The 18,578-nt window shown below is 61.3% G+C and carries 16 protein-coding genes; 9 read left to right on the top strand and 7 right to left on the bottom strand.

The features are described from left to right. Positions 1 to 10 precede the first annotated feature (10 nt). Both ABIT12_RS06410 and ABIT12_RS06405 read left to right on the top strand, forming a co-directional pair. Positions 11 to 2,380: an MMPL family transporter gene (locus ABIT12_RS06410; RefSeq protein WP_348045883.1), complete on the top strand. Its 2,370-nt coding sequence runs from the start codon at positions 11 to 13 to the stop codon at positions 2,378 to 2,380. Positions 2,381 to 2,482: 102 nt separating this feature from the next. Next, positions 2,483 to 3,019: a hypothetical protein gene (locus tag ABIT12_RS06405; protein WP_348045881.1), complete on the top strand. Its 537-nt coding sequence runs from the start codon at positions 2,483 to 2,485 to the stop codon at positions 3,017 to 3,019. A 34-nt stretch (positions 3,020 to 3,053) separates the two neighbouring features. Here the strand turns inward: ABIT12_RS06405 and ABIT12_RS06400 are convergent, their stop codons facing one another. Then, positions 3,054 to 4,259 carry an MFS transporter gene (locus tag ABIT12_RS06400; protein ID WP_348045879.1) on the bottom strand — a complete coding sequence of 402 codons (1,206 nt, stop codon included), beginning with the start codon at positions 4,257 to 4,259 and terminating at the stop codon, positions 3,054 to 3,056. A 102-nt stretch (positions 4,260 to 4,361) separates the two neighbouring features. Then, positions 4,362 to 4,880 (bottom strand): single-stranded DNA-binding protein, encoded by a 519-nt coding sequence (gene ssb, locus ABIT12_RS06395; protein ID WP_348045877.1) that lies wholly within the window; start codon positions 4,878 to 4,880, stop codon positions 4,362 to 4,364. A gap of 250 nt (positions 4,881 to 5,130) precedes the next feature. Between ssb and ABIT12_RS06390 the strand changes: the two genes are divergently transcribed. The 5 genes from ABIT12_RS06390 to ABIT12_RS06370 all read left to right on the top strand — a co-directional run bounded on the left by ABIT12_RS06390 (position 5,131) and on the right by ABIT12_RS06370 (position 10,674). After that, entirely contained in the window at positions 5,131 to 5,934 is an 804-nt protein-coding gene (locus ABIT12_RS06390) for a YdcF family protein (RefSeq protein ID WP_348045876.1), read from the top strand. A 315-nt stretch (positions 5,935 to 6,249) separates the two neighbouring features. After that, the gene (locus ABIT12_RS06385) at positions 6,250 to 6,894 is read left to right on the top strand and encodes a LysE family translocator (protein ID WP_348045999.1); all 645 of its coding nucleotides are present in this window, start codon (positions 6,250 to 6,252) and stop codon (positions 6,892 to 6,894) included. A gap of 248 nt (positions 6,895 to 7,142) precedes the next feature. Beyond that, positions 7,143 to 10,037 carry an excinuclease ABC subunit UvrA gene (gene uvrA, locus ABIT12_RS06380; RefSeq protein WP_348045874.1) on the top strand — a complete coding sequence of 965 codons (2,895 nt, stop codon included), beginning with the start codon at positions 7,143 to 7,145 and terminating at the stop codon, positions 10,035 to 10,037. Positions 10,038 to 10,178: 141 nt separating this feature from the next. Beyond that, complete coding sequence (locus ABIT12_RS06375; RefSeq protein WP_348045872.1) at positions 10,179 to 10,331, top strand: hypothetical protein; 153 nt, start codon at positions 10,179 to 10,181, stop codon at positions 10,329 to 10,331. 193 nt (positions 10,332 to 10,524) lie between these two features. Further along, positions 10,525 to 10,674 carry a DUF1127 domain-containing protein gene (locus ABIT12_RS06370; protein WP_348045870.1) on the top strand — a complete coding sequence of 50 codons (150 nt, stop codon included), beginning with the start codon at positions 10,525 to 10,527 and terminating at the stop codon, positions 10,672 to 10,674. Between the two features lie 77 nt (positions 10,675 to 10,751). On the opposite strand, the gene ABIT12_RS06365 is transcribed toward ABIT12_RS06370, so the two are convergent. Further along, a complete protein-coding gene (locus ABIT12_RS06365) occupies positions 10,752 to 11,402 on the bottom strand; it encodes a glutathione S-transferase family protein (RefSeq protein ID WP_348045868.1) in 651 nt (216 codons plus the stop codon). A gap of 104 nt (positions 11,403 to 11,506) precedes the next feature. Between ABIT12_RS06365 and trmFO the strand changes: the two genes are divergently transcribed. Then, the gene (gene trmFO, locus ABIT12_RS06360) at positions 11,507 to 12,892 is read left to right on the top strand and encodes a methylenetetrahydrofolate--tRNA-(uracil(54)-C(5))-methyltransferase (FADH(2)-oxidizing) TrmFO (RefSeq protein WP_348045866.1); all 1,386 of its coding nucleotides are present in this window, start codon (positions 11,507 to 11,509) and stop codon (positions 12,890 to 12,892) included. 28 nt (positions 12,893 to 12,920) lie between these two features. Here trmFO and ABIT12_RS06355 read toward each other — a convergent pair whose 3' ends face one another. The 4 genes from ABIT12_RS06355 to yajC are packed head-to-tail and all read right to left on the bottom strand — an operon-like array spanning position 12,921 to position 17,130. Further along, positions 12,921 to 13,763 (bottom strand): phytoene/squalene synthase family protein, encoded by an 843-nt coding sequence (locus ABIT12_RS06355; protein WP_348045864.1) that lies wholly within the window; start codon positions 13,761 to 13,763, stop codon positions 12,921 to 12,923. After that, positions 13,760 to 14,149 carry an MTH938/NDUFAF3 family protein gene (locus tag ABIT12_RS06350; protein WP_348045862.1) on the bottom strand — a complete coding sequence of 130 codons (390 nt, stop codon included), beginning with the start codon at positions 14,147 to 14,149 and terminating at the stop codon, positions 13,760 to 13,762. The genes ABIT12_RS06355 and ABIT12_RS06350 overlap by 4 nt, the downstream gene beginning before the upstream one ends. Positions 14,150 to 14,160: 11 nt before the next feature. Beyond that, complete coding sequence (gene secD, locus ABIT12_RS06345; protein WP_348045860.1) at positions 14,161 to 16,716, bottom strand: protein translocase subunit SecD; 2,556 nt, start codon at positions 16,714 to 16,716, stop codon at positions 14,161 to 14,163. Positions 16,717 to 16,776: 60 nt separating this feature from the next. Continuing rightward, positions 16,777 to 17,130 (bottom strand): preprotein translocase subunit YajC, encoded by a 354-nt coding sequence (yajC, locus tag ABIT12_RS06340; protein ID WP_348045858.1) that lies wholly within the window; start codon positions 17,128 to 17,130, stop codon positions 16,777 to 16,779. A 339-nt stretch (positions 17,131 to 17,469) separates the two neighbouring features. On the opposite strand from yajC, the gene ABIT12_RS06335 reads away from it, so the two are divergent. Continuing rightward, the gene (locus tag ABIT12_RS06335; RefSeq protein ID WP_348045856.1) at positions 17,470 to 18,348 is read left to right on the top strand and encodes an ATP-binding protein; all 879 of its coding nucleotides are present in this window, start codon (positions 17,470 to 17,472) and stop codon (positions 18,346 to 18,348) included. Positions 18,349 to 18,578: the final 230 nt, after the last annotated feature.

Below are 18,578 nucleotides of genomic sequence, written 5' to 3'. Positions count from 1 at the left end.
GGGGCAGTTCGTGGCCTTGGGTTCAGTGTTCAAACGCCTCTGGGCGCTGTTTACCCATGATCGCTCGATCGGCTTTGGCCTCGAATACATCGGGCTGGCCACGCTCAAATATCCCCGCTTTATCGCCTTCGCCATTCTGGCCTTTTCGATCCTGTGTTTTTCGCAGGTTCCGCGCGCCAATGTGGATGGCAACCTGCTGCGGATTTATGCCGATTCCGGCCATTATTATGACGCCTATGAGCGGCTGGCCTCGACCTTCGGCACCTTCGAGAACGATATCTATGTGCTGGTCAATTCGCCGGACCTGACCAACCCAGAAGTGCTGGAGCGGGTCCGGGCCCTGGCGTTCGATCTCGAACTCAATGACTTTGCCGTCGGCACCATGTCGCCGTTCACCCTGCGCAAGCCGACGGCGAATGGCGGCTCGGTTCCGGCCGTGCCCGAGAACATGACCGACTTCGCCCAGGTGGCGCTGGCACTGAGCGACCTGCAGCAGAACGATCCGATGATGCGCAATCTGATCACGCCCGACCTGACCGGGGTGGTGCTGATCATGTTCCCCAATCCGGAACTGACCAAGGGCGACGGCACCAAGGAGATGATCGCCAGCGTGCGCAAGACCATCGCCGGCTACGAGAGCGACGACCTGCATGTCGAACTGACCGGGCCGCCGGTATGGACCTCGGAAATGCTCAATGCCTCGGTCGATGACCTGGTCAAGTTCACTGCCTATGGCTTCATTCTTGGCGCGCTGATCGCCTTCCTGTCGCTGCGCTCGCTGGCCGGCGCGCTGATCGTCGCCGCCACGCCGTTCCTGGCGCTGATATGGACCATCGGCATCGTGCTGCTGTTTTTTGGTTCGTTCTCGTTCCTCACCATCATCGTCACCACGCTGGTGCTGGTGATCTCGTTTGCCGAAAGCACCTTCTTCGTCTTCAACTGGCTCGCGTTCTGGCGCGACGATGGCATGGAGCCGAACAAGGCGGTGGACGAAACCGTGCGGCTGGTGGGACCTGCCACGGCTCTGACCATGTTGACGACGCTGATCTCGTTTGCCTCGCTGTCGATGACGGCGGGCAAGGGCATTCAGGAATTCTCCATCGCCGGCGCCATCGGCAGCTTCCTGCTGTTTGTCTGCCTGATGACGTTCATGCCACTGCTGCTCAAGCTGGCGATCCGCCTCGGCTTCAAGCCGCCCAAGCGCTCCAGCCTGGTGCTGACCGCGCCGCTGCCGCTGTCATGGTTCATTGCCAGCCGCTACGGCAAGGCGATGTCGATCTTTGCCATCGTGCTCACCCTTGGGCTGTTCGTGCCCTATGTGCTGATCCAGCCGCACTTCTCGTTTGAAGACTTCATGACGAAGGATTCAACGGCGCTGGCGGCAGCCGAAGAGATCGACAGTGGCGTCGGCGGCGTAGCGCCGCTCTATATCCGCGTGCCGCTGGTCGAACATAACCCCTATGTCGGGCCGGTCGATTTTGAAACCATCAAGACCGTACATCAGATTCTGGAAAAACACCTCGGCCCCAACAAGGTGATTTCGGCGGCCAGCATGGACAATTACACCCAGTCCGGCTTCAGCCGCGAAGAGGTGTTCGACGCCGTTGGCCCGTTCATGCGCAAGCGCTTCATCACCGACGATGGCGACCAGGCGCTGGTTACAGGATTCATGCCCACCATCATCGACAGCGATACGCTGCGCGATCTGGTGGTCGATGTGCAGAACGAAATGGATGCGGCGGGGATCAAGGGCGCCGAAATCGGCGGTTTCCGCATTTTGACCACCTATGCCACCGACCAGATCGTGCGCGGGCTGCAACTCGATCTGACGGTTTCGGTGCTGGTCAATCTGGGGCTGATCGGCTTTGCGTTCCAATCGTTCCGCGTCGCGGCGGCGTCGGCCATCCCCAACCTGTTCCCGGTGCTGGGCACCGAGGCGTGGCTGTATTTCACCCATCAGGGCCTGCAACTGATCACAGTGATCGCCCTGACCATCGCCTTCGGTATCGCGGTGGACGACACGGTGCATTTCCTGTCGCATTACCTGCATGCGCGGCGCGAGCAAAAGCTGTCGCATATGGAGGCGGTCAAGCACACGCTGGACCGTATCGGCGGTGCCATTATCGCCACGACACTGATCCTGTGTTCAGGCACCATCATCGTGGCGTTCTCGGCCCTGCCCCAAGTGGCGCTGTTCGGCACACTGTTCGTGATCACTCTGGCGCTGGCGGTTCTGGGTGATCTGTTCATCCTGCCATCGCTGCTGGCGGCCGGCGGCAAATTCTTTCAGCCGCTGGGCAAGATGAAGCAGCGCAACATCGACCATCATCGGACACCGGATCGCCCCGAAACATCAGGGCCGCCGCCGGCTCCACAGTGAACTTTGTCGATCGGCGACGGAACTGTGCAAATCGCCCGGGAATTTGCTAAGGCTTGCAAACATCACTTCGCCGGGGGGCGACATTTATTGGAGGCCTACGACATGACGTTTTTCGGACCCCTGTCGCGCAGTGTCGCGCTCGTCGGTCTTCTGGTTTGTGGCTCGGCCCTTGCCAGGCCTGCCATCGCCGCCCCGGCCGATGTGGCGCTGATCAAATCCTACCTTGGCGACTGGCGCGGTCGCGGCACGATCACCGGCGATAATTCGGAAACCGTGATCTGCCGGCTGGCGTTGACCGAGGGCAATAGTGACAAGGTTAATTACAACGGCCGCTGCGCCATCGCCGGCAATAACCTGACGATCAGCGGCACCATCGCCTATATCGACGACAAACGCCGGTTCGAAGCGGTAATGAGTTCCAACGCCATGTTCAACGGCCTGGCCGTTGGCCAGAAGCGCAATGGCGGAGTGGTGTTCAACCTACGCCAGCGTGACCGCGAAGAAGGTGTCGATGGCCGCGACGTGACCATCACCGCCCAGATCGTGCTCGACAACAGCGATATTCAGGTACAGTTCCAGGTGGTTTACGACGAAAGCGGCCAGAGCGTCGAAGCCCAGGTGCCGTTCACCAAGCAATAGTTGGGACCAGGCAGGTCGGCGGCGCAGCTTTGTTTCAAGCGACGACACGCCGCTGGCTGACCACCAGCGCCAGAACCGCAGCGGCGACAATCAGCGCCAGCCCGAAATCGCTGAGCACCCCACCAAAACTCAACCGCGCTGCAAACAGCCCGAAAATCGACGCGCCAATCAGCCCGCCGAGTTTGCCGGCATTGAGGAACTGAGCCGCCACGGCGCCGATTTTCTGTTGGGTCGCGGTCTTAAGCAGGCCGAGGCACACTACGGTCGAAAGTGCGAAGTGGGCACCATAAATGACCTGCATGAACAGAATCGGCACCGGCGAGCGCACGACGAACAGCAGCAGGAAATACACCAACCCGATACCCAGCCCGATGCGCAGCAGCACTTCTTCGGTGGTGCGCTTGAGCAGGATCGGGATGCAGTAGATGACGACAACTTCGGTGCTGGCCGCCACTGCCATGTTGAAGCCTGGCCAATATGGCTCGGCACCAAGCTGCTGCAACTGATAGAGCGGCATCGCCATTGAATGCAGGACATTGGCCGCAGTGACACAGACCATGATGGTGAAAACCTGCCATCTGTCCATCGCAGGACGAGCCCCGGCGACGACCGGCTTGGCTGCAGCTTTTGTCGGCGCGGCATGGGGTTGCCGCGTGGCGGCGACGTAGAGAACGGCAGCGCAGGCAAGCACCGTCAACACGCCCGATACCAGCGTGATGAGCGGATATTCACCAATCCAGAATACAAAGAACCCGACCGGCGGCCCGACGATCCAGACCATCGAGATCACCAGCCGAGTATAGTACATGCCAGCATTCTCGTCGGCGAGCGGCGGTCGATACCGCTCGTCGAACATGTAGATGGCCGGGCTCAGCAGATTGGTCAGCGCCCGCAATAGTACGACCAGCACCAGCACCCAAAGCGTGACCGGCGCCAGGAGCAGCAGCACGGTCGCGACCAGGGCAATGGACATCGACCAGACAATGATGGCCACCGGACTGCGCTGATCGATGCGCCCGCGCCCGGCATAGTAGGTGACCAGCATGCCCAATATGGTGCCGGCATTGGCAAACAGGCCAACCACGAGCGGATCGGCGCCGACCACCGTGATCAGGTAAACCGACGAAACCACGGTGCCGATGGTGCCCGGCAGGCCGGCACCCAGCACAATGCCGTAATGGCCGGCAACCGCCAGACGGCGGCGCCACGCAGAGACATCGCTTAACCGGGTTTCAGTCATGGCGCTGTCATAGTCGCAACGCCGATTCGATCAAATCGGGATAATCCCAAATGGCCCGGCGGCGTTGAAAACGCCTGCCAGGCCGGATGAAAGCCGAAAAGCCTAGAACGGGATATCGTCGTCCATGCCGCCGGATTCGAAGGCCGGCGCATTGGATGACGGGCGACGGGCGCCGCCACCATTGTTGCCATTATTGCCGGACGAGCTTTCCGACTGGCGGGTGCCGCGGAAACCGCCGCTGTCACCACCACCGGCGCCCTCGCCTTCGCCACGGCCATCGAGCAGGGTCATGTTGGAATTGAAGCCCTGCAACACGATTTCGGTGGAGTATTTATCCTGACCAGACTGGTCCTGCCATTTGCGGGTCTGCAACTGGCCTTCGATATAGACCTTGGAGCCCTTGCGCAGATATTGCTCGGCAACGCGGGTCAGACCTTCCGAGAAGATCACCACGCGATGCCATTCAGTCTTTTCGCGCTGCTCGCCGGAGGTACGATCCTTCCAGCGCTCGGATGTGGCGATCGACAGGTTCACTACCTTGCCGCCGCTCGGCAGATTGCGAACCTCCGGATCAGCGCCCAGATTGCCGACGAGGATGACTTTATTGACACTACCTGCCATGGCACAATTCCTTCTAATGCTGTGTGGCGGCAAGGCCGCCTTTGCGCGCACTTTAACGCCGATCGTCCGCCGATGCGCCGCCTAAAGCTATGTATTCAACAGCGCAGTTTCATCAACCGCCTACCATTTGTTCTTATTATGTTCTCATTTGAGTTTCACTGAGTCAACTGGCCTGCCAAATTTTCGCACCGGCCGGCTGGCGCGCCTCGCGCCAATCCTGCCCAACCACCCCTCAAGTCGATGAGTTGACATGTTCTTTGTCGTTTCCAAGGTTGCCTGGGCAATTGTCCAACCGCTGTCGCTGATCGCCCTGTTGCTGTTCGCCTCGGCCCTACTGGCGCTGGGCAACAGGCGGCGCCTTGCCAGAACGGCCTTTGGCCTCGGCTTGGCGCTGCTTTGCCTTTGTGCCTTTACCACGTTTGGGACCTTGCTGGTTGCGCCACTGGAAAACCGCTTCGCCCGGCCGGCACAAATGCCGGACCAGGTGGCCGCCATCATCATCCTGGGCGGTGGTGTTGACCCAACCGTCACCGAAGCGAGGGGCGCGACAGAACTGTCCGCCGCTGGCGACCGGTTCCTTGAAGGACTGCGGCTGGCCCGGCTCTACCCAACCGCCAAAATCCTGGTGACGGGTGGCTTTGGCTCGCTGTTCCCCGCCGGAGAAAGCGATGCGGAAGCCGCTCCCGGGTTTTATGCCAGCATGGGCATCGATCCAGCGCGACTGATCCTGGAGAGTAAATCGCGCAACACCGAGGAAAACGCCACCCTGACCAAGGAACTGCTCGGCAACGATCAGGGCGCGCTGTTGCTGGTGACCTCGGCATTTCATATGCCGCGTTCGGTCGGCCTGTTCCGGGCGGCAGAGGTGCCAGTTTTGCCGTGGCCCGTGGACTTTCGCTCAACCGGCCATGAGAGCTTTGGCGTGGATTTGAGCATTCCATCGGAAAACCTGTCCACGACCAGCATCGCCATGCGCGAATGGATCGGGCTGGTGGCCTATTGGGCGACCGGCAAGATCGCCAACATCTTTCCTGGCCCCGCCGACCGACCCTGATTCGGGAGCCCTCCCGACTGGCAGAAACAGACCGGCCGGCCAATCGACTTCATGCGAACCCAGTATGCCGAGGCCGTCGCTGAAGAGTTCTCCGAAGGCCCGTTCGTGCGGGTGGTGCTGGAAAAGACCGGCGACCGTTGGGATGTCGTGGTGTTCGACATTGGCCCACCGCCATGGTTGCGGCAGGTTGGCCCGATGAATATGGCGCACCCTGCGCCATGGTCGGCCAGTGCTAGGCCAGCGGGGAAAACCCAACCTGCTGACATACCCTGTCAGCAGAAGTGCCCCAAGGAACGGGTCCACAAGGGGCGCGTCATGGCATACGGCCAGTCGATTTGGATCTACCTCATCCTGCTGTTTGGCATCATCGTGGTGCCGGGCATGGATATGCTGTTCGTATTAGCCAATGCGCTGACCGGCGGACGGCGCGCCGGGCTGGCGGCAACCGGCGGCATCATGGTGGGCGGCGCCGTGCATGGCCTGTTCGGCGACCTTGCAGTCGGTCTGTTGACCCAACTGCCCTACACGCTGATTTCCATTCTTGTATTGGCCGGCGCTGCCTATATGGCGTGGATCGGCTACACGCTGCTGCGCAGCTCGATCCACGTCGATGCGGTGGGGCGAGCCGATAGTCGCTCGCTATGGCGCGCGTTTCGCCAAGGCACCGTCACCTGCCTGCTCAATCCCAAGGCCTATCTGTTTGTGTTTGCCGTCTATCCGCAGTTTATCCGGGCCGAGTTCGGGCCGATCTGGAGCCAGGCGCTGGTCCTGGCTGCCCTCGGCGTCATCATGCAACTGGCGATCTACGGCAGCCTGGCGCTGGCGGCGGGCAAGAGCCGCGACTTCCTGGTATCAGGCCCACAGGTGACCATATGGATCGGGCGCGGCGTCGGCGCCTTCTTCATCGTCGCCGCGGCGCTGACCGCCTGGCACGGGCTCACCCAGTTTGGCGGACGCTAGACAAAAGTGGAGAACCCCTTGACCGAATCTGATTTGTTCCGCTTATGTTCCTATCAAACTCGACTGCGTTCTAGTCAAACGCGGTGGACACGCTAAGGTGAGCGCAGCGCTAGGCGGACATGCGCGCGGCCCGCTTGTCGCAGCGTGGCGATGTGCTTATCTCAACAGCCTCCCTGCCCGCCCCGACCAGACCCGGATTGATCTGCCTATGCGCGGCCTTGGCCTGCGCCACAGCAATGGACGAATTGATGACGCAAAAGCCCAGCCAAAACCGTGAAATCGTCATCCGTGGCGCGCGCGAGCACAACCTCAAGGGCATCGATGTCCGCCTGCCGCGCGACAGCCTGATCGTGATGACCGGGCTTTCAGGTTCCGGCAAATCGTCGCTGGCATTCGACACTATCTATGCCGAAGGCCAGCGCCGCTATGTGGAAAGCCTGTCGGCCTATGCGCGGCAGTTTCTCGAGATGATGCAGAAGCCCGATGTGGAACACATCGAAGGCCTTTCGCCGGCCATTTCCATCGAGCAGAAAACCACGTCGCGCAATCCGCGCTCGACGGTGGGCACCGTCACCGAAATCTACGACTACCTGCGCCTGCTGTTCGCCCGCGTCGGCATTCCCTATTCACCGGCCACCGGCCTGCCGATCGAGAGCCAGACCGTGTCGCAGATGGTCGACAAGGTGCTGGCGCTGCCCGAAGGCACCCGCATTTTCCTGCTGGCGCCGATGATCCGGGGCCGCAAGGGCGAATACAAGAAAGAGCTCAACGAGCTCATGCGCAAGGGTTTCCAGCGCGTCAAGATCGATGGCCAGTTCCACGATATCGAAGACGCGCCCAACCTCGACAAGAAGGTCAAGCATGACCTCGAAGTGGTGGTCGACCGGCTGGTCGTCGCATCCGATATCGGTGGCCGATTGGCCGAAAGTTTTGAAGTGGCGCTCAAGATCGCCGATGGCATCGCGCTGATCGAATATGCGGACGAGTTGGACGACGAAGGTCTGCCCAAGCGGATCACCATGTCCGAAAAGTTCGCCTGCCCGGTTTCAGGCTTCACCATCGCCGAAATCGAGCCCCGGCTGTTCTCGTTCAACAACCCGTTCGGCGCCTGCCCGGTCTGCGATGGCTTGGGCACCGAACAGAAGATCGATCCCAACCTGATTGTGCCGGACGCGAGCATGTCGCTGCGCGACGGGGCTATCTTGCCCTGGGCGAAGACTTCGGCACCATATTATCTGCAGACGCTGACGGCTGTGACCAAGCATTATGGTGCCTCCACCGGTACCGCCTGGTCGGACCTGTCCGAGGAAGTTCAGAACGCGGTACTCTATGGCACCGGCAAGACCGCGATCAATTTCGTTTATGACGATGGCCTGCGCCAGTACAAGACCTCCAAGCCCTTTGAAGGCGTGATCGGCAACCTTGAGCGCCGCTACAAGGAAACCGAAAGCGCCGGCATGCGCGAGGAAATCGAAAAGTACATGTCCTCGGCTCCCTGCGTGGCCTGCAATGGCTATCGGCTGAAGCCCGAGACACTGGCGGTCAAGATCGATGGCCTGCATATCGGCCAGGTCACCGAAAAATCCATCCGCAAGAGCGCCCAGTGGTTTGAGGAACTGTCGGCCAAGCTGACGCCGACCCAGGCGACGATCGGCGAACGCATCCTCAAGGAAATCCGCGAGCGGCTGACCTTCCTCAACGATGTGGGGCTGGATTATCTCACCCTGGCGCGCAATTCCGGCTCGCTGTCGGGTGGCGAAAGCCAGCGTATCCGGCTGGCCAGCCAGATCGGTTCGGGCCTGACTGGGGTGCTCTACGTCCTCGACGAACCCTCGATTGGGCTGCATCAGCGCGATAACGCGCAACTGCTGGTGACACTGCGGCGCCTCCGCGACATCGGCAATACCGTGATCGTGGTCGAACATGACGAGGATGCGATCCTGACGGCAGACTATGTGCTCGATATCGGGCCAGGCGCCGGTGTGCATGGCGGCCATATCGTGGCCGAAGGTACGCCCGAGGATATCCTCAACCACCCCGACAGCATCACCGGCAAATATCTCAGCGGCCGCATGGGCATCCCCCTACCCGCCGAGCGCAAGCAGCCGTCCAAGACCAAAAAGCTCAGCCTCAAGGGCGCCACCGGCAACAACCTCAAGAACGTCTCGGTTGACGTGCCGCTCGGGCTGTTCGTTGCCATCACCGGCGTATCCGGCGGCGGCAAGTCGACGCTGATGATCGACACCATGTATCAGGCCATCTCGCGGCGGTTGAATGGTGCGCGCGTCACGCCGGCGCCGCATGAAAGCCTGACCGGGTTGGAATTCCTCGACAAGGTCATCGATATCGACCAGAGCCCGATCGGCCGCACCCCGCGCTCCAACCCCGCCACCTATACCGGCGCGTTCACCCCGCTGCGCGAATGGTTTGCCGGCCTGCCCGAGTCCAAGACCCGCGGCTACGGCCCCGGTCGCTTCTCGTTCAACGTCAAAGGCGGACGCTGCGAGAAGTGCGAAGGCGACGGCGTCCTCAAGATCGAGATGCACTTCCTGCCTGACGTTTATGTGACCTGCGACGTCTGCAAGGGCAAGCGCTACAATCGCGAAACCCTGGAAGTGCAGTTCAAGGGCAAATCGATCTCCGACATTCTGGACATGACCATCGACGAGGGCGTCGTTTTTTTCTCCGCCGTCCCCACCATTCGCGACAAGTTCGCCACCCTGCAGCGGGTCGGACTGGGCTACGTCAAGGTCGGTCAACCGGCCACCACGCTGTCTGGCGGCGAAGCGCAGCGCGTCAAGCTCTCCAAGGAATTGAGCAAGCGCGCTACGGGCCGAACGCTCTACATGCTCGACGAACCAACCACCGGGCTACACTTCCATGACGTCGCCAAACTGTTGGAAGTGCTGCACGAACTGGTTGACGGCGGCAATACCGTGATCGTCATCGAGCACAATCTGGAAGTGATCAAGACCGCCGATTGGGTGATCGATCTGGGGCCGGAAGGCGGCGACGGCGGCGGCGAGATCGTTGGCGTCGGCACGCCCGAGGATATCGCCGAGAACCCGCGCTCGCACACCGGCAAGTTCCTCAAGGAAGTGATGGCGCGCCGTCACCAGTTTGAGCGCAAGGCGGCTGAATAGGCCCATAGTGGCCTATTCGTGACAGGGTCGTGAAAATTGCCATGCACTGATTGCATAGCAAAGGTGACGTATAGGGCATGGCGAGGGGGTACAAATCACCCCATTCTAAGGTGCCCAAGCCACTATTTCAGGAATACGCCCATGTTTGTCCGTGCCGTGTGGCGCGTCAGGCGCCTGATCGATATCAAGCAGACTTTGCGGGAAATGGACGTTCCCACCACGCGTGACGTCGATCTTCTGGGGCTTTCTGGCCCAGACTTCTCCAAAATGACCCGCGGTCTGTTCGACCGCTGATCAAATGAGACCAAATTTGCGCGGCCGCTGGAAAGCCATCCAGCGGCCGCGCTTTTGCCTTCAACCTTAACTCAAGGTGAATAACGCTGGTTAAAGCACTGCGAAACGCGCATAGCTCGGTTGAGCAATAGCCCACTGCTCAAAGGGGCCGAACGCCTCTAGATATAGTCTCGTAAACGAAAGGAAACTTCCAATGGACATCCGTAAAACCTTCCGCAAGTGGGCCGCTTATCAGCAGACCGTTCGCGAACTGACCTCTCTCGACAATCGCCAGCTCAATGACCTGGGTATCTCGCGCACCGACATCAGCCGTATCGCGCGCGATCATGTCGGCAACCTCTAAATCATACCCGACTAGACTAGCCTTCTGTACGCCCTGAACGCTCGCTTCTTCAACGAAGCGGGCGTTTTGTTTTGGGTCTAGAAGACCGAACGACCCACCAGCTCAGCATATGATACCATGATTGCCTGTTGAAACGCCGGACGCTGAGACAGAAGCGCATACCAGGCTTCGAGATTAGGCAGCGATGGCCGCTCGATCTGCATGGTGAACCAGCGATACATCGCCGCGCCTATGACGATATCGGCATAGCTGAATGTCCCGGCGACATAATCCCGGCCCGCCAACTGCGCATCCAGAATGCGGAGCGCCGCAAGCGTGGCGGCAACGCTGCTGGCGATGAGCTTATCGTCCCGCCGCGCCTTGGGCATACGCACCACATTCCAGAACACCGCGATCCAGGCCGGCTGGAAGGTCGTCGCGGCCCATTCGGTCCATTGATCAACGATTGCCCGCTCGCGCGGATCTTCCCGCCAGAGCCAGCCGGCGCCATACGATGCAGCCAGATAGCGCACGATGGCGTGGCTATCCCAGACCACGATGGCGCCGTCGCGCAAGGTGGGCACCTTGCCGTTGGGATTGAGCACCAGATAGGCCGGATCATCCAGCCCCTTGAACGAACCCCCGAGCGGAATATGCCCGTAGGACAGGTTCAATTCGGCCAGCGTCCACAACACCTTTCGCACATTGGCGGAATTCTTGCGACCCCACAGGGTCAAATCACTGCTCATGGCGCCCTCCTTGGGCGGCAAAATCGGCGAGTCCGCGCGGTGCGTCAACCGCGAACCGGCGATGAACATTGCTTTGCGCCGGCCCGCTTGCTAAAGGCGCAGCCATGTCAAACACACAGCCAATTCACATCATCGGCGGCGGTCTTGCCGGTTCGGAAGCCGCCTGGCAGGCAGCCCAGACCGGCGCCAAAGTCATCCTGCACGAAATGCGCCCGCAGCGCATGACCGACGCGCACCAGACCGAGGGCCTGGCCGAGTTGGTCTGTTCCAACAGCTTCCGCTCGGATGACAAGGAACACAACGCCGTCGGTCTGCTGCACGAGGAAATGCGGCGCGCCAACTCGCTGATCATGGCCTGCGCCGACCAGCACGCACTGCCGGCCGGCGGCGCGCTGGCAGTGGACCGCGACGGTTTTTCGGCGGCGGTCACCGCGGCCATCGAGGGCCACGCCAATATCAGGATCGAACGCGGCGAAGTGGCCGGCCTGCCGCCTGCTGACTGGACCAATGTGGTGATCGCCACCGGCCCCCTGACTTCCCCGGCCTTGGCCGAAGGTATCCGCAGGCTGACTGGCGAGGACTCGCTGGCTTTTTTCGACGCCATCGCGCCAATCGTGCATGAAGAAAGCATTGATAGATCAATTGTTTGGGCGCAGTCGCGCTACGACAAGGTCGGCCCGGCCGGCACCGGCGCGGATTATCTCAACTGCCCGATGAACCAGCAGGAGTATAATGACTTCGTCGACGCGCTGCTGGCAGCCGACCTGCACCAGTTCAAGGACTGGGAGAAGGTGCCCTATTTCGACGGCTGCCTCCCGATCGAAGTGATGGCCGAGCGCGGCCGCGAAACCCTGCGCTTTGGCCCGATGAAGCCGATCGGCCTGACCAATCCGCGCGACCCGCTGGTCAAGTCCTATGCCATTGTACAGTTGCGGCAGGACAATGCGCTGGGAACGCTGTGGAACATGGTCGGCTTCCAGACCAAGATGCGCTACGGCATCCAGGCCGAAATCTTCCGCAAGATTCCGGGGCTGCAGAACGCGCAATTCGCGCGGTTGGGCGGGCTGCACCGCAACACCTTCCTCAATTCCCCCAAGGTGCTCGGGCGCGATCTTAAACTGAAAGCTGATCCACGGCTGCGCTTTGCCGGTCAGGTCACTGGCGTCGAAGGTTATGTCGAAAGCTCCGCCATCGGCCTGATGGCCGGCCGCATGGCGGCTGCCGAGTACCATGGCAATTCGCTCGATGCCCCGCCCGCCACCACGGCGATGGGCGCACTGATCAACCATATTACCGGCGGCCATATCGAGGCCGAAGGCTATAGCGGGGCGCGCAGCTTCCAGCCGATGAACGTCAATTTCGGGCTGTTTCCCGAGGTTACGGTGGTGAAGCCCGAGGGCGTCAAGCGGCTCAAGAGCACGGAAAAGACCCAGCTCAAGCGCAAGGCGATTACCAGCCGGGCGCTGGTTGATATCATGGGCTGGGTGTAGCATCGCGTTAGCATCAGGGCCGAAACTGTCAGCGCCCGGTTAGCATCCACCAGCTCATCGCGGCGATTTTTTGCCACGCTGCTAAATCGGGAGCCGCCCCGAACGGATCGGACGATTTCAGCACCAGCCGATGCTGAGCTTTGAGCACCGAAAGGGTCGCAAAAGCGGGTCGGAGGGGAGGCGGCAATTGCTTGATCGCCGCTTCGGCTTTGTTCAGGTGACCTGATGCCAATTCGGCGATCTGGCTCCAAGCTTCGACGACACCTTCGCTAGCGGTGCCCGAGAACACGTCGCGCTCGGCGACGCCATTGGCTTCGAAGATCGACCACGGCAGAAACATCCGGCCCATCGAGGCATTGTAGCCGAAGGCGCGCAGGTGGCCGATCATGGCGTGGGCGACGCCGAGATGGCCAGCGGCGTCACCGGCTTCGATCACGGCACCGTTGTTCAACACCATCGCTGCGAGCTGATACAGCGTCGACGTGGTTTCGCCGGCATAACCCTCGAAGGTTTCGAGGTCCGGCATCGGATCGCCATAGAGATCGAAGCGGCGCGCGGCGAGCAGGCGCTGCAACGTGCCGGTGGGAATGGCGTAGGTCTTGACTGTGTCGAGCAGGCAATCGGCAACCGGATTGCTGCGCACCGCCCCGTGGCCCTCGCCGGTCAGCGCATCGTTCCACCATTGCAGGCGGATTTCACCCGGCGCCGGATCGGAGACCCGTTCGCGGATCGAGGCGACGTCGGCGTTGAAGGCATAGAGCGAAACGATCGCATCGCGTGTCGCGCCGCTGAGAACCAATGTCGACAGATAGCGATCGCGGTCCTTGTCGCGCAGGAATTCGCCGGTGAGGCGCTGGTTTTCGGCGCTCATCGACGCACTTGATCGACGGCGATCAGGGCCGCAGCAATCGCCCGCTTCTCGCCGAACAGGATGTTGTAGGTACGGACCGCGCCGCCGGTGGCGACCGCCTCGACGATGACCTGCTTGTCGCGGAAGGCAGCACGGATGGCCGGGTCGATGGCCGCAATGTCATTGCCCAGGCCAATGAACAGCACGTCGATCTGGTCGGCCAGTGCCAGCACGGGTTCCAGCGAGGCCAGGGTCACCTGCCCCGCATTGTTCACGTCCCAGGCGTGCATACCGGTGGGCAGGCAGAGCAGCGAGCCGCGATGCGACATGTCGGCAAAGCGAAAGCCGCCATTGCCATAGGCGTCAATGGCGGCTTGGTAGGGATAATGTCCGGTTTCACTGGCCATTTATTGGCCGACTAGACTGACGCACCGTCGGCGCGCTTTTCGCTGGCCTTTTCGGCCGGCACATCGGCGCGGGCCTTGAGCCCAAAGAAGATCAGGATCGGGCCGCCGACGATGATCGACGAATAGGTGCCGACGAACACGCCGAAGGTCATGGCGATGGTGAAACCGCGGATGACTTCGCCGCCAAACAGCACCAGCGGGATCAGCGCCAGGAAGATGGTGAAGGCGGTGAGCGAGGTGCGCACGATGGTCTGGTTGATCGACAGGTTGATCAGGTCAGGCAGCGGCATCTTCTTGTACTTGCGCAAGTTTTCGCGAATACGGTCGGAGATCACCACGGTTTCGTTCAGCGACAGACCGACCAGCGTCAGCACCGCAGCGATGGAGGTCAGATTGAACTCCAGCCCGGTAATCGAGAACAGACCGATGGTCATGATCACGTCGTGCGTGGTGGTGGTGATGGCGGCGAGCGCGAATTGCCACTCGAAGCGGAACCACACATAGATCAGGATGGCGCCCAGCGACACCAGCAGCGCGATAACGCCCTTGGTGGCCAGTTCGCCCGAGACCGACGGCCCGACGATTTCGGTCCGGCGGATTTCGTAGTTTTCGACCGACAGCGCTTCCTTGACCTTGGTGACCACGGCCTGCTGGGCCATGTCACCACCCGGCTGGGCTTCGACGCGGATCAGCACGTCTTCGGCAGTGCCAAAGCCCTGCACCTGCACGTCGCCCAGCTTCAAGCCATCCATGATCTCACGGATGCGGGCCGGATCGGCCGGACCATCGGCGGTGTGCTGCACTTCGATGGCGGAACCGCCCTTGAAGTCGATGCCGAAATTGAAGCCCTTGAACACAGCAGAGCCCAGCGACAGCACGGTCATCACGATCGAGAAGATGATCACGTAACGCGAGATCTTCATGAAATTGATCTTGGTGCCATCCGGAATGAACCGGAAATGCTGGATGCGCAGGGTTTTCGGACGACGGGCACGGAACCAGATGCCGACCAGAAACAGCGTCACCGTATAGGCGGTGAACAGCGACGTCAGAATACCGAGCGCCAGGGTCACGGCAAAGCCCTGCACCGGACCCGAGCCGAGGAAATACAGCACGACGGCGGCAATCAGCTGCGTCAGGTGCGAGTCGATACTGGTGCCCCAGGCGCGCGCGAAACCGGCATTGATCGCCTGCAACGGCGACCGGCCGGCCCCGAGTTCTTCGCGGATACGCTCGTAGATCAGCACGTTGGCGTCGACGGCCATACCGATGGTCAGAACGATACCGGCAATGCCCGGCAGCGTCAGCGTGGCGCCAAGAGCCGAGAGCGCGCCAAAGATCAGCACGATGTTGAGGATCAGCGAAACGTTGGCGAAAACGCCGAACAGGCCATAAGCGATGACCATGAAGCTGACCACGGCGATGGCGGCGACGATGCCGGCGGTGAGGCCGGACTTGATCGAGTCAGCACCCAGGCTTGGGCCGACCGAGCGTTCTTCAACGATATCGAGCGAAGCGGGTAGCGCACCGGCGCGCAGCAGCACGGCGAGGTCATTGGCGCTGGCAGTGGTGAAGCTGCCAGAAATCTGGCCCGAACCGCCGGTGATCGCCTGCTGGATGACCGGGGCAGTGATCACCTGATTGTCGAGCACGATGGCAAAGCGCTTGCCGACATTGGCGCCGGTAATCTGGCCAAAGGTCACCGCCCCGCGCGTATCGAAGCGGAAGGTCACGACCGGCTGGGAATTCTGCTGGTTGTAGCCCGGCTGGGAATCGACCAGCGATTCACCGCCCAGGGCGACATCTTCTTCCAGCAACTCTTCGCCACCAGCAGCGCTCGGCAGGATCATGGTGCCGGCCGGCAGGCCCTGGGCCTGGGCCTGGGCAGCGGTCATGCCATTGTAGACCATGTGGAAGGTCAGGCGGGCCGTGCGCGAAATGATGTCCTTGAGGCGGGTCGAATCTTCAAAGCCCGGCACCTGTACCAGTACGCGATCGGTGCCCTGGCGCTGGATCTGCGGCTCGGTAGTGCCCAATTCGTCGATACGTTTGCGAATCACTTCCATCGACTGGGCGACCAGCGACGACATCCGCTCGCTGACGCCCTTGTCTGACAGCTTGACGATGATCTTGCCGTCCGGCGCGTCGGAATATTCCAGCTCGGCTGTGCCAGCAACGCCAAACAGGCCGCCAGCCACATTGTTCTGCAACCCATCCAGCGCCTTGCGCGCCGCATCGTGCTGGGTCGGATCAGTCAGCTCGATATTGATCGCGGTATTGGGCTCGTCGGTGGTGATCAGATTGCCGATGCCGTTATCATTGGCCAGCACCTGGCGCGCATCGCGGCGCAGTTCGGTCAGCCGGTCCTTGATGATGCCAGCCTTGTTGACCTGCAGCAGCAGGTGCGAGCCGCCCTGCAGATCGAGACCCAGCACCACGGTCTGGTGCGGCAAAAAGCTCGGCCACGCGGCCAGTTGGTCCTTGCTCAGGAAGCTGGGAATGGCCAGCAACAGCCCCGCAATGGTGACGAGAGCAATGATAACAGTCCGAATCGGCGAGATATGCATTTGGGCAGGTCCTGAAACGACAAAACCGGGCCCGTTGGGCCCGGCTGAAACGGCGGCTGATTAAGCAGGCTTGTTGTCGTTGACCGGTTCGGCCTTCGAGCGGACATCGGCAATCGCGGCGCGGGTCAGCTTGACCTTGACGCCCTGGGCGATTTCGACTTCGAGGTCTTCGCCGTCAACGGCCTTGGTCACCTTGCCGACAATGCCGCCGGTGGTCACCACGGTATCGCCACGACGCACGGCCGACAGCATGGCCTGCTGGGCCTTTACGCGCTTCTGCTGCGGGCGGAAAATCAGGAACCAGAAGATCACGACCAGCAGCAGGATCGGCATCAGCTGGACGAGAATGTCCTGGATGCCGCCGCCGGCGGGAGCGGCACCTGCGGCCTGCGCAAAAGCTTGGGTAACAAACATGAGGCGAGTTCCTTACGGGTTCTTTTTCTTGGGAGGATGGCGCATCAGCGTTGAACACCGAGATGGCGCCAAGTGGACGCATATGGGGCTATCTGCACTTGCGCCCCGGTCAAAATCGCGCGGACTATACAATCGCGACCGTAGCATTGCAAAGGCATTCACCACGCCGCAAATTGCCGCGGCAAGCCCGGAGGCCGTTCGGAAATTCTACTCTGGCGGTCATCTGGCGCGACTTTCTGCGCTTCCGGTGCTCACGTACCAAATGTACGCTCCGCGCCGGTTCTCGAAAGCCACGCCAGCCGACTCACCAGAGCGATTTTTCGAACAGCCTCCAAGGATATGCTCTTGAAAACCAAAGATTTTCTGGCCCGGATCGCCACTTCGCTCGATGCCATCGGCATCGCCTTGCAGGCCATGGCGCCAGCTTCCGCTGACAGTGCCCCTGCCCTGACCAGCGCCAATGCCTACCACTGGGATGCAGAAGCGGCCCATCTGATGCCGGTGAACAAGGTCAGCCGCGTGCCTTTGGCAATGCTCAAGGGCATCGATGCGGTGCAGGATATCCTGCTGCGCAACACCGAACAGTTCGCACGCGGCCATGGCGCCAATAACGCGCTGCTCTGGGGCGCGCGCGGCATGGGCAAGAGTTCGCTGGTCAAGGCCATCCACGCCCATATCGCCGACCGCGACGGCTTTGAACGGCTGGTGCTGATCGAAATCGCCCGCGAGGATATCGAATCCCTGCCGGTGCTGATGCGCCAGATCGCCGATGAGCCGGCCCGTTTCATCATCTTTTGCGACGATTTGAGCTTCGACAATGGCGAAGCCAGCTACAAATCGCTCAAGACCATTCTCGATGGCGGGCTCGAAGGGCGGCCGGAGAACGTGCTGTTCTACGCCACCTCCAACCGCCGCCACCTGATGCCGCGCGACATGATCGAAAATGAGCGCTCGACCGCGATCAATCCCGGCGAGGCGGTGGAAGAAAAGGTGTCGCTGTCCGACCGGTTCGGGCTGTGGCTGGGCTTCCACAATTGCGACCAGCCGACCTATTTGACCATGGTCCGGGCCTATGCCGATCATTATGGGCTGGAGATCGACGACGAGACGCTGCGGGCGCGGGCCATCGAATGGTCGGCGACACGCGGAGCGCGGTCCGGTCGCGTGGCGATCCAGCTGGTGCGGAGCCTGGCGGGGGAGATGGGCAAGGCGGTTTAAGGGCAATCTCTCAGTCTTCCTTCTCCCCTTGAGGGAGAAGGTGCCCCCACGGGTCGCGTCGCGCCCGAGGGCAGGCTCCAGGCGGATGAGGGGTGTCTTGCTTGCTTCCAGTTTGCGGAAGCAACCCCTCACCCTGACTTTTCGCTGAACGCGAAAAGTCTGTCCTTGTTCGGTTCAAACCGCTCCGCTGGAGCGGTTTGTGGCTGCGCCACTACCTCCAAGTCCCTCAA

This window comes from Devosia sp. (assembly GCF_039927955.1).
GTDB lineage: Bacteria > Pseudomonadota > Alphaproteobacteria > Rhizobiales > Devosiaceae > Devosia.
Note: the sequence above shows the minus strand (reverse complement) of the source record. Positions and strands in the feature narration are given on the sequence as shown.

Bases quoted from the DNA above. Each gene is read 5' to 3' on its own strand.
- ABIT12_RS06405 (WP_348045881.1), top strand. From the start codon at position 2,483: ATGACGTTTTTCGGACCCCTGTCGCGCAGTGTCGCGCTCGTCGGTCTT.
- ABIT12_RS06400 (WP_348045879.1), bottom strand. From the start codon at position 4,259: ATGACTGAAACCCGGTTAAGCGATGTCTCTGCGTGGCGCCGCCGTCTG.
- ssb (WP_348045877.1), bottom strand. From the start codon at position 4,880: ATGGCAGGTAGTGTCAATAAAGTCATCCTCGTCGGCAATCTGGGCGCT.
- ABIT12_RS06390 (WP_348045876.1), top strand. From the start codon at position 5,131: ATGTTCTTTGTCGTTTCCAAGGTTGCCTGGGCAATTGTCCAACCGCTG.
- ABIT12_RS06385 (WP_348045999.1), top strand. From the start codon at position 6,250: ATGGCATACGGCCAGTCGATTTGGATCTACCTCATCCTGCTGTTTGGC.
- uvrA (WP_348045874.1), top strand. From the start codon at position 7,143: ATGACGCAAAAGCCCAGCCAAAACCGTGAAATCGTCATCCGTGGCGCG.
- ABIT12_RS06375 (WP_348045872.1), top strand. From the start codon at position 10,179: ATGTTTGTCCGTGCCGTGTGGCGCGTCAGGCGCCTGATCGATATCAAG.
- ABIT12_RS06370 (WP_348045870.1), top strand. From the start codon at position 10,525: ATGGACATCCGTAAAACCTTCCGCAAGTGGGCCGCTTATCAGCAGACC.
- ABIT12_RS06365 (WP_348045868.1), bottom strand. From the start codon at position 11,402: ATGAGCAGTGATTTGACCCTGTGGGGTCGCAAGAATTCCGCCAATGTG.
- trmFO (WP_348045866.1), top strand. From the start codon at position 11,507: ATGTCAAACACACAGCCAATTCACATCATCGGCGGCGGTCTTGCCGGT.
- ABIT12_RS06355 (WP_348045864.1), bottom strand. From the start codon at position 13,763: ATGAGCGCCGAAAACCAGCGCCTCACCGGCGAATTCCTGCGCGACAAG.
- ABIT12_RS06350 (WP_348045862.1), bottom strand. From the start codon at position 14,149: ATGGCCAGTGAAACCGGACATTATCCCTACCAAGCCGCCATTGACGCC.
- secD (WP_348045860.1), bottom strand. From the start codon at position 16,716: ATGCATATCTCGCCGATTCGGACTGTTATCATTGCTCTCGTCACCATT.
- yajC (WP_348045858.1), bottom strand. From the start codon at position 17,130: ATGTTTGTTACCCAAGCTTTTGCGCAGGCCGCAGGTGCCGCTCCCGCC.
- ABIT12_RS06335 (WP_348045856.1), top strand. From the start codon at position 17,470: ATGCTCTTGAAAACCAAAGATTTTCTGGCCCGGATCGCCACTTCGCTC.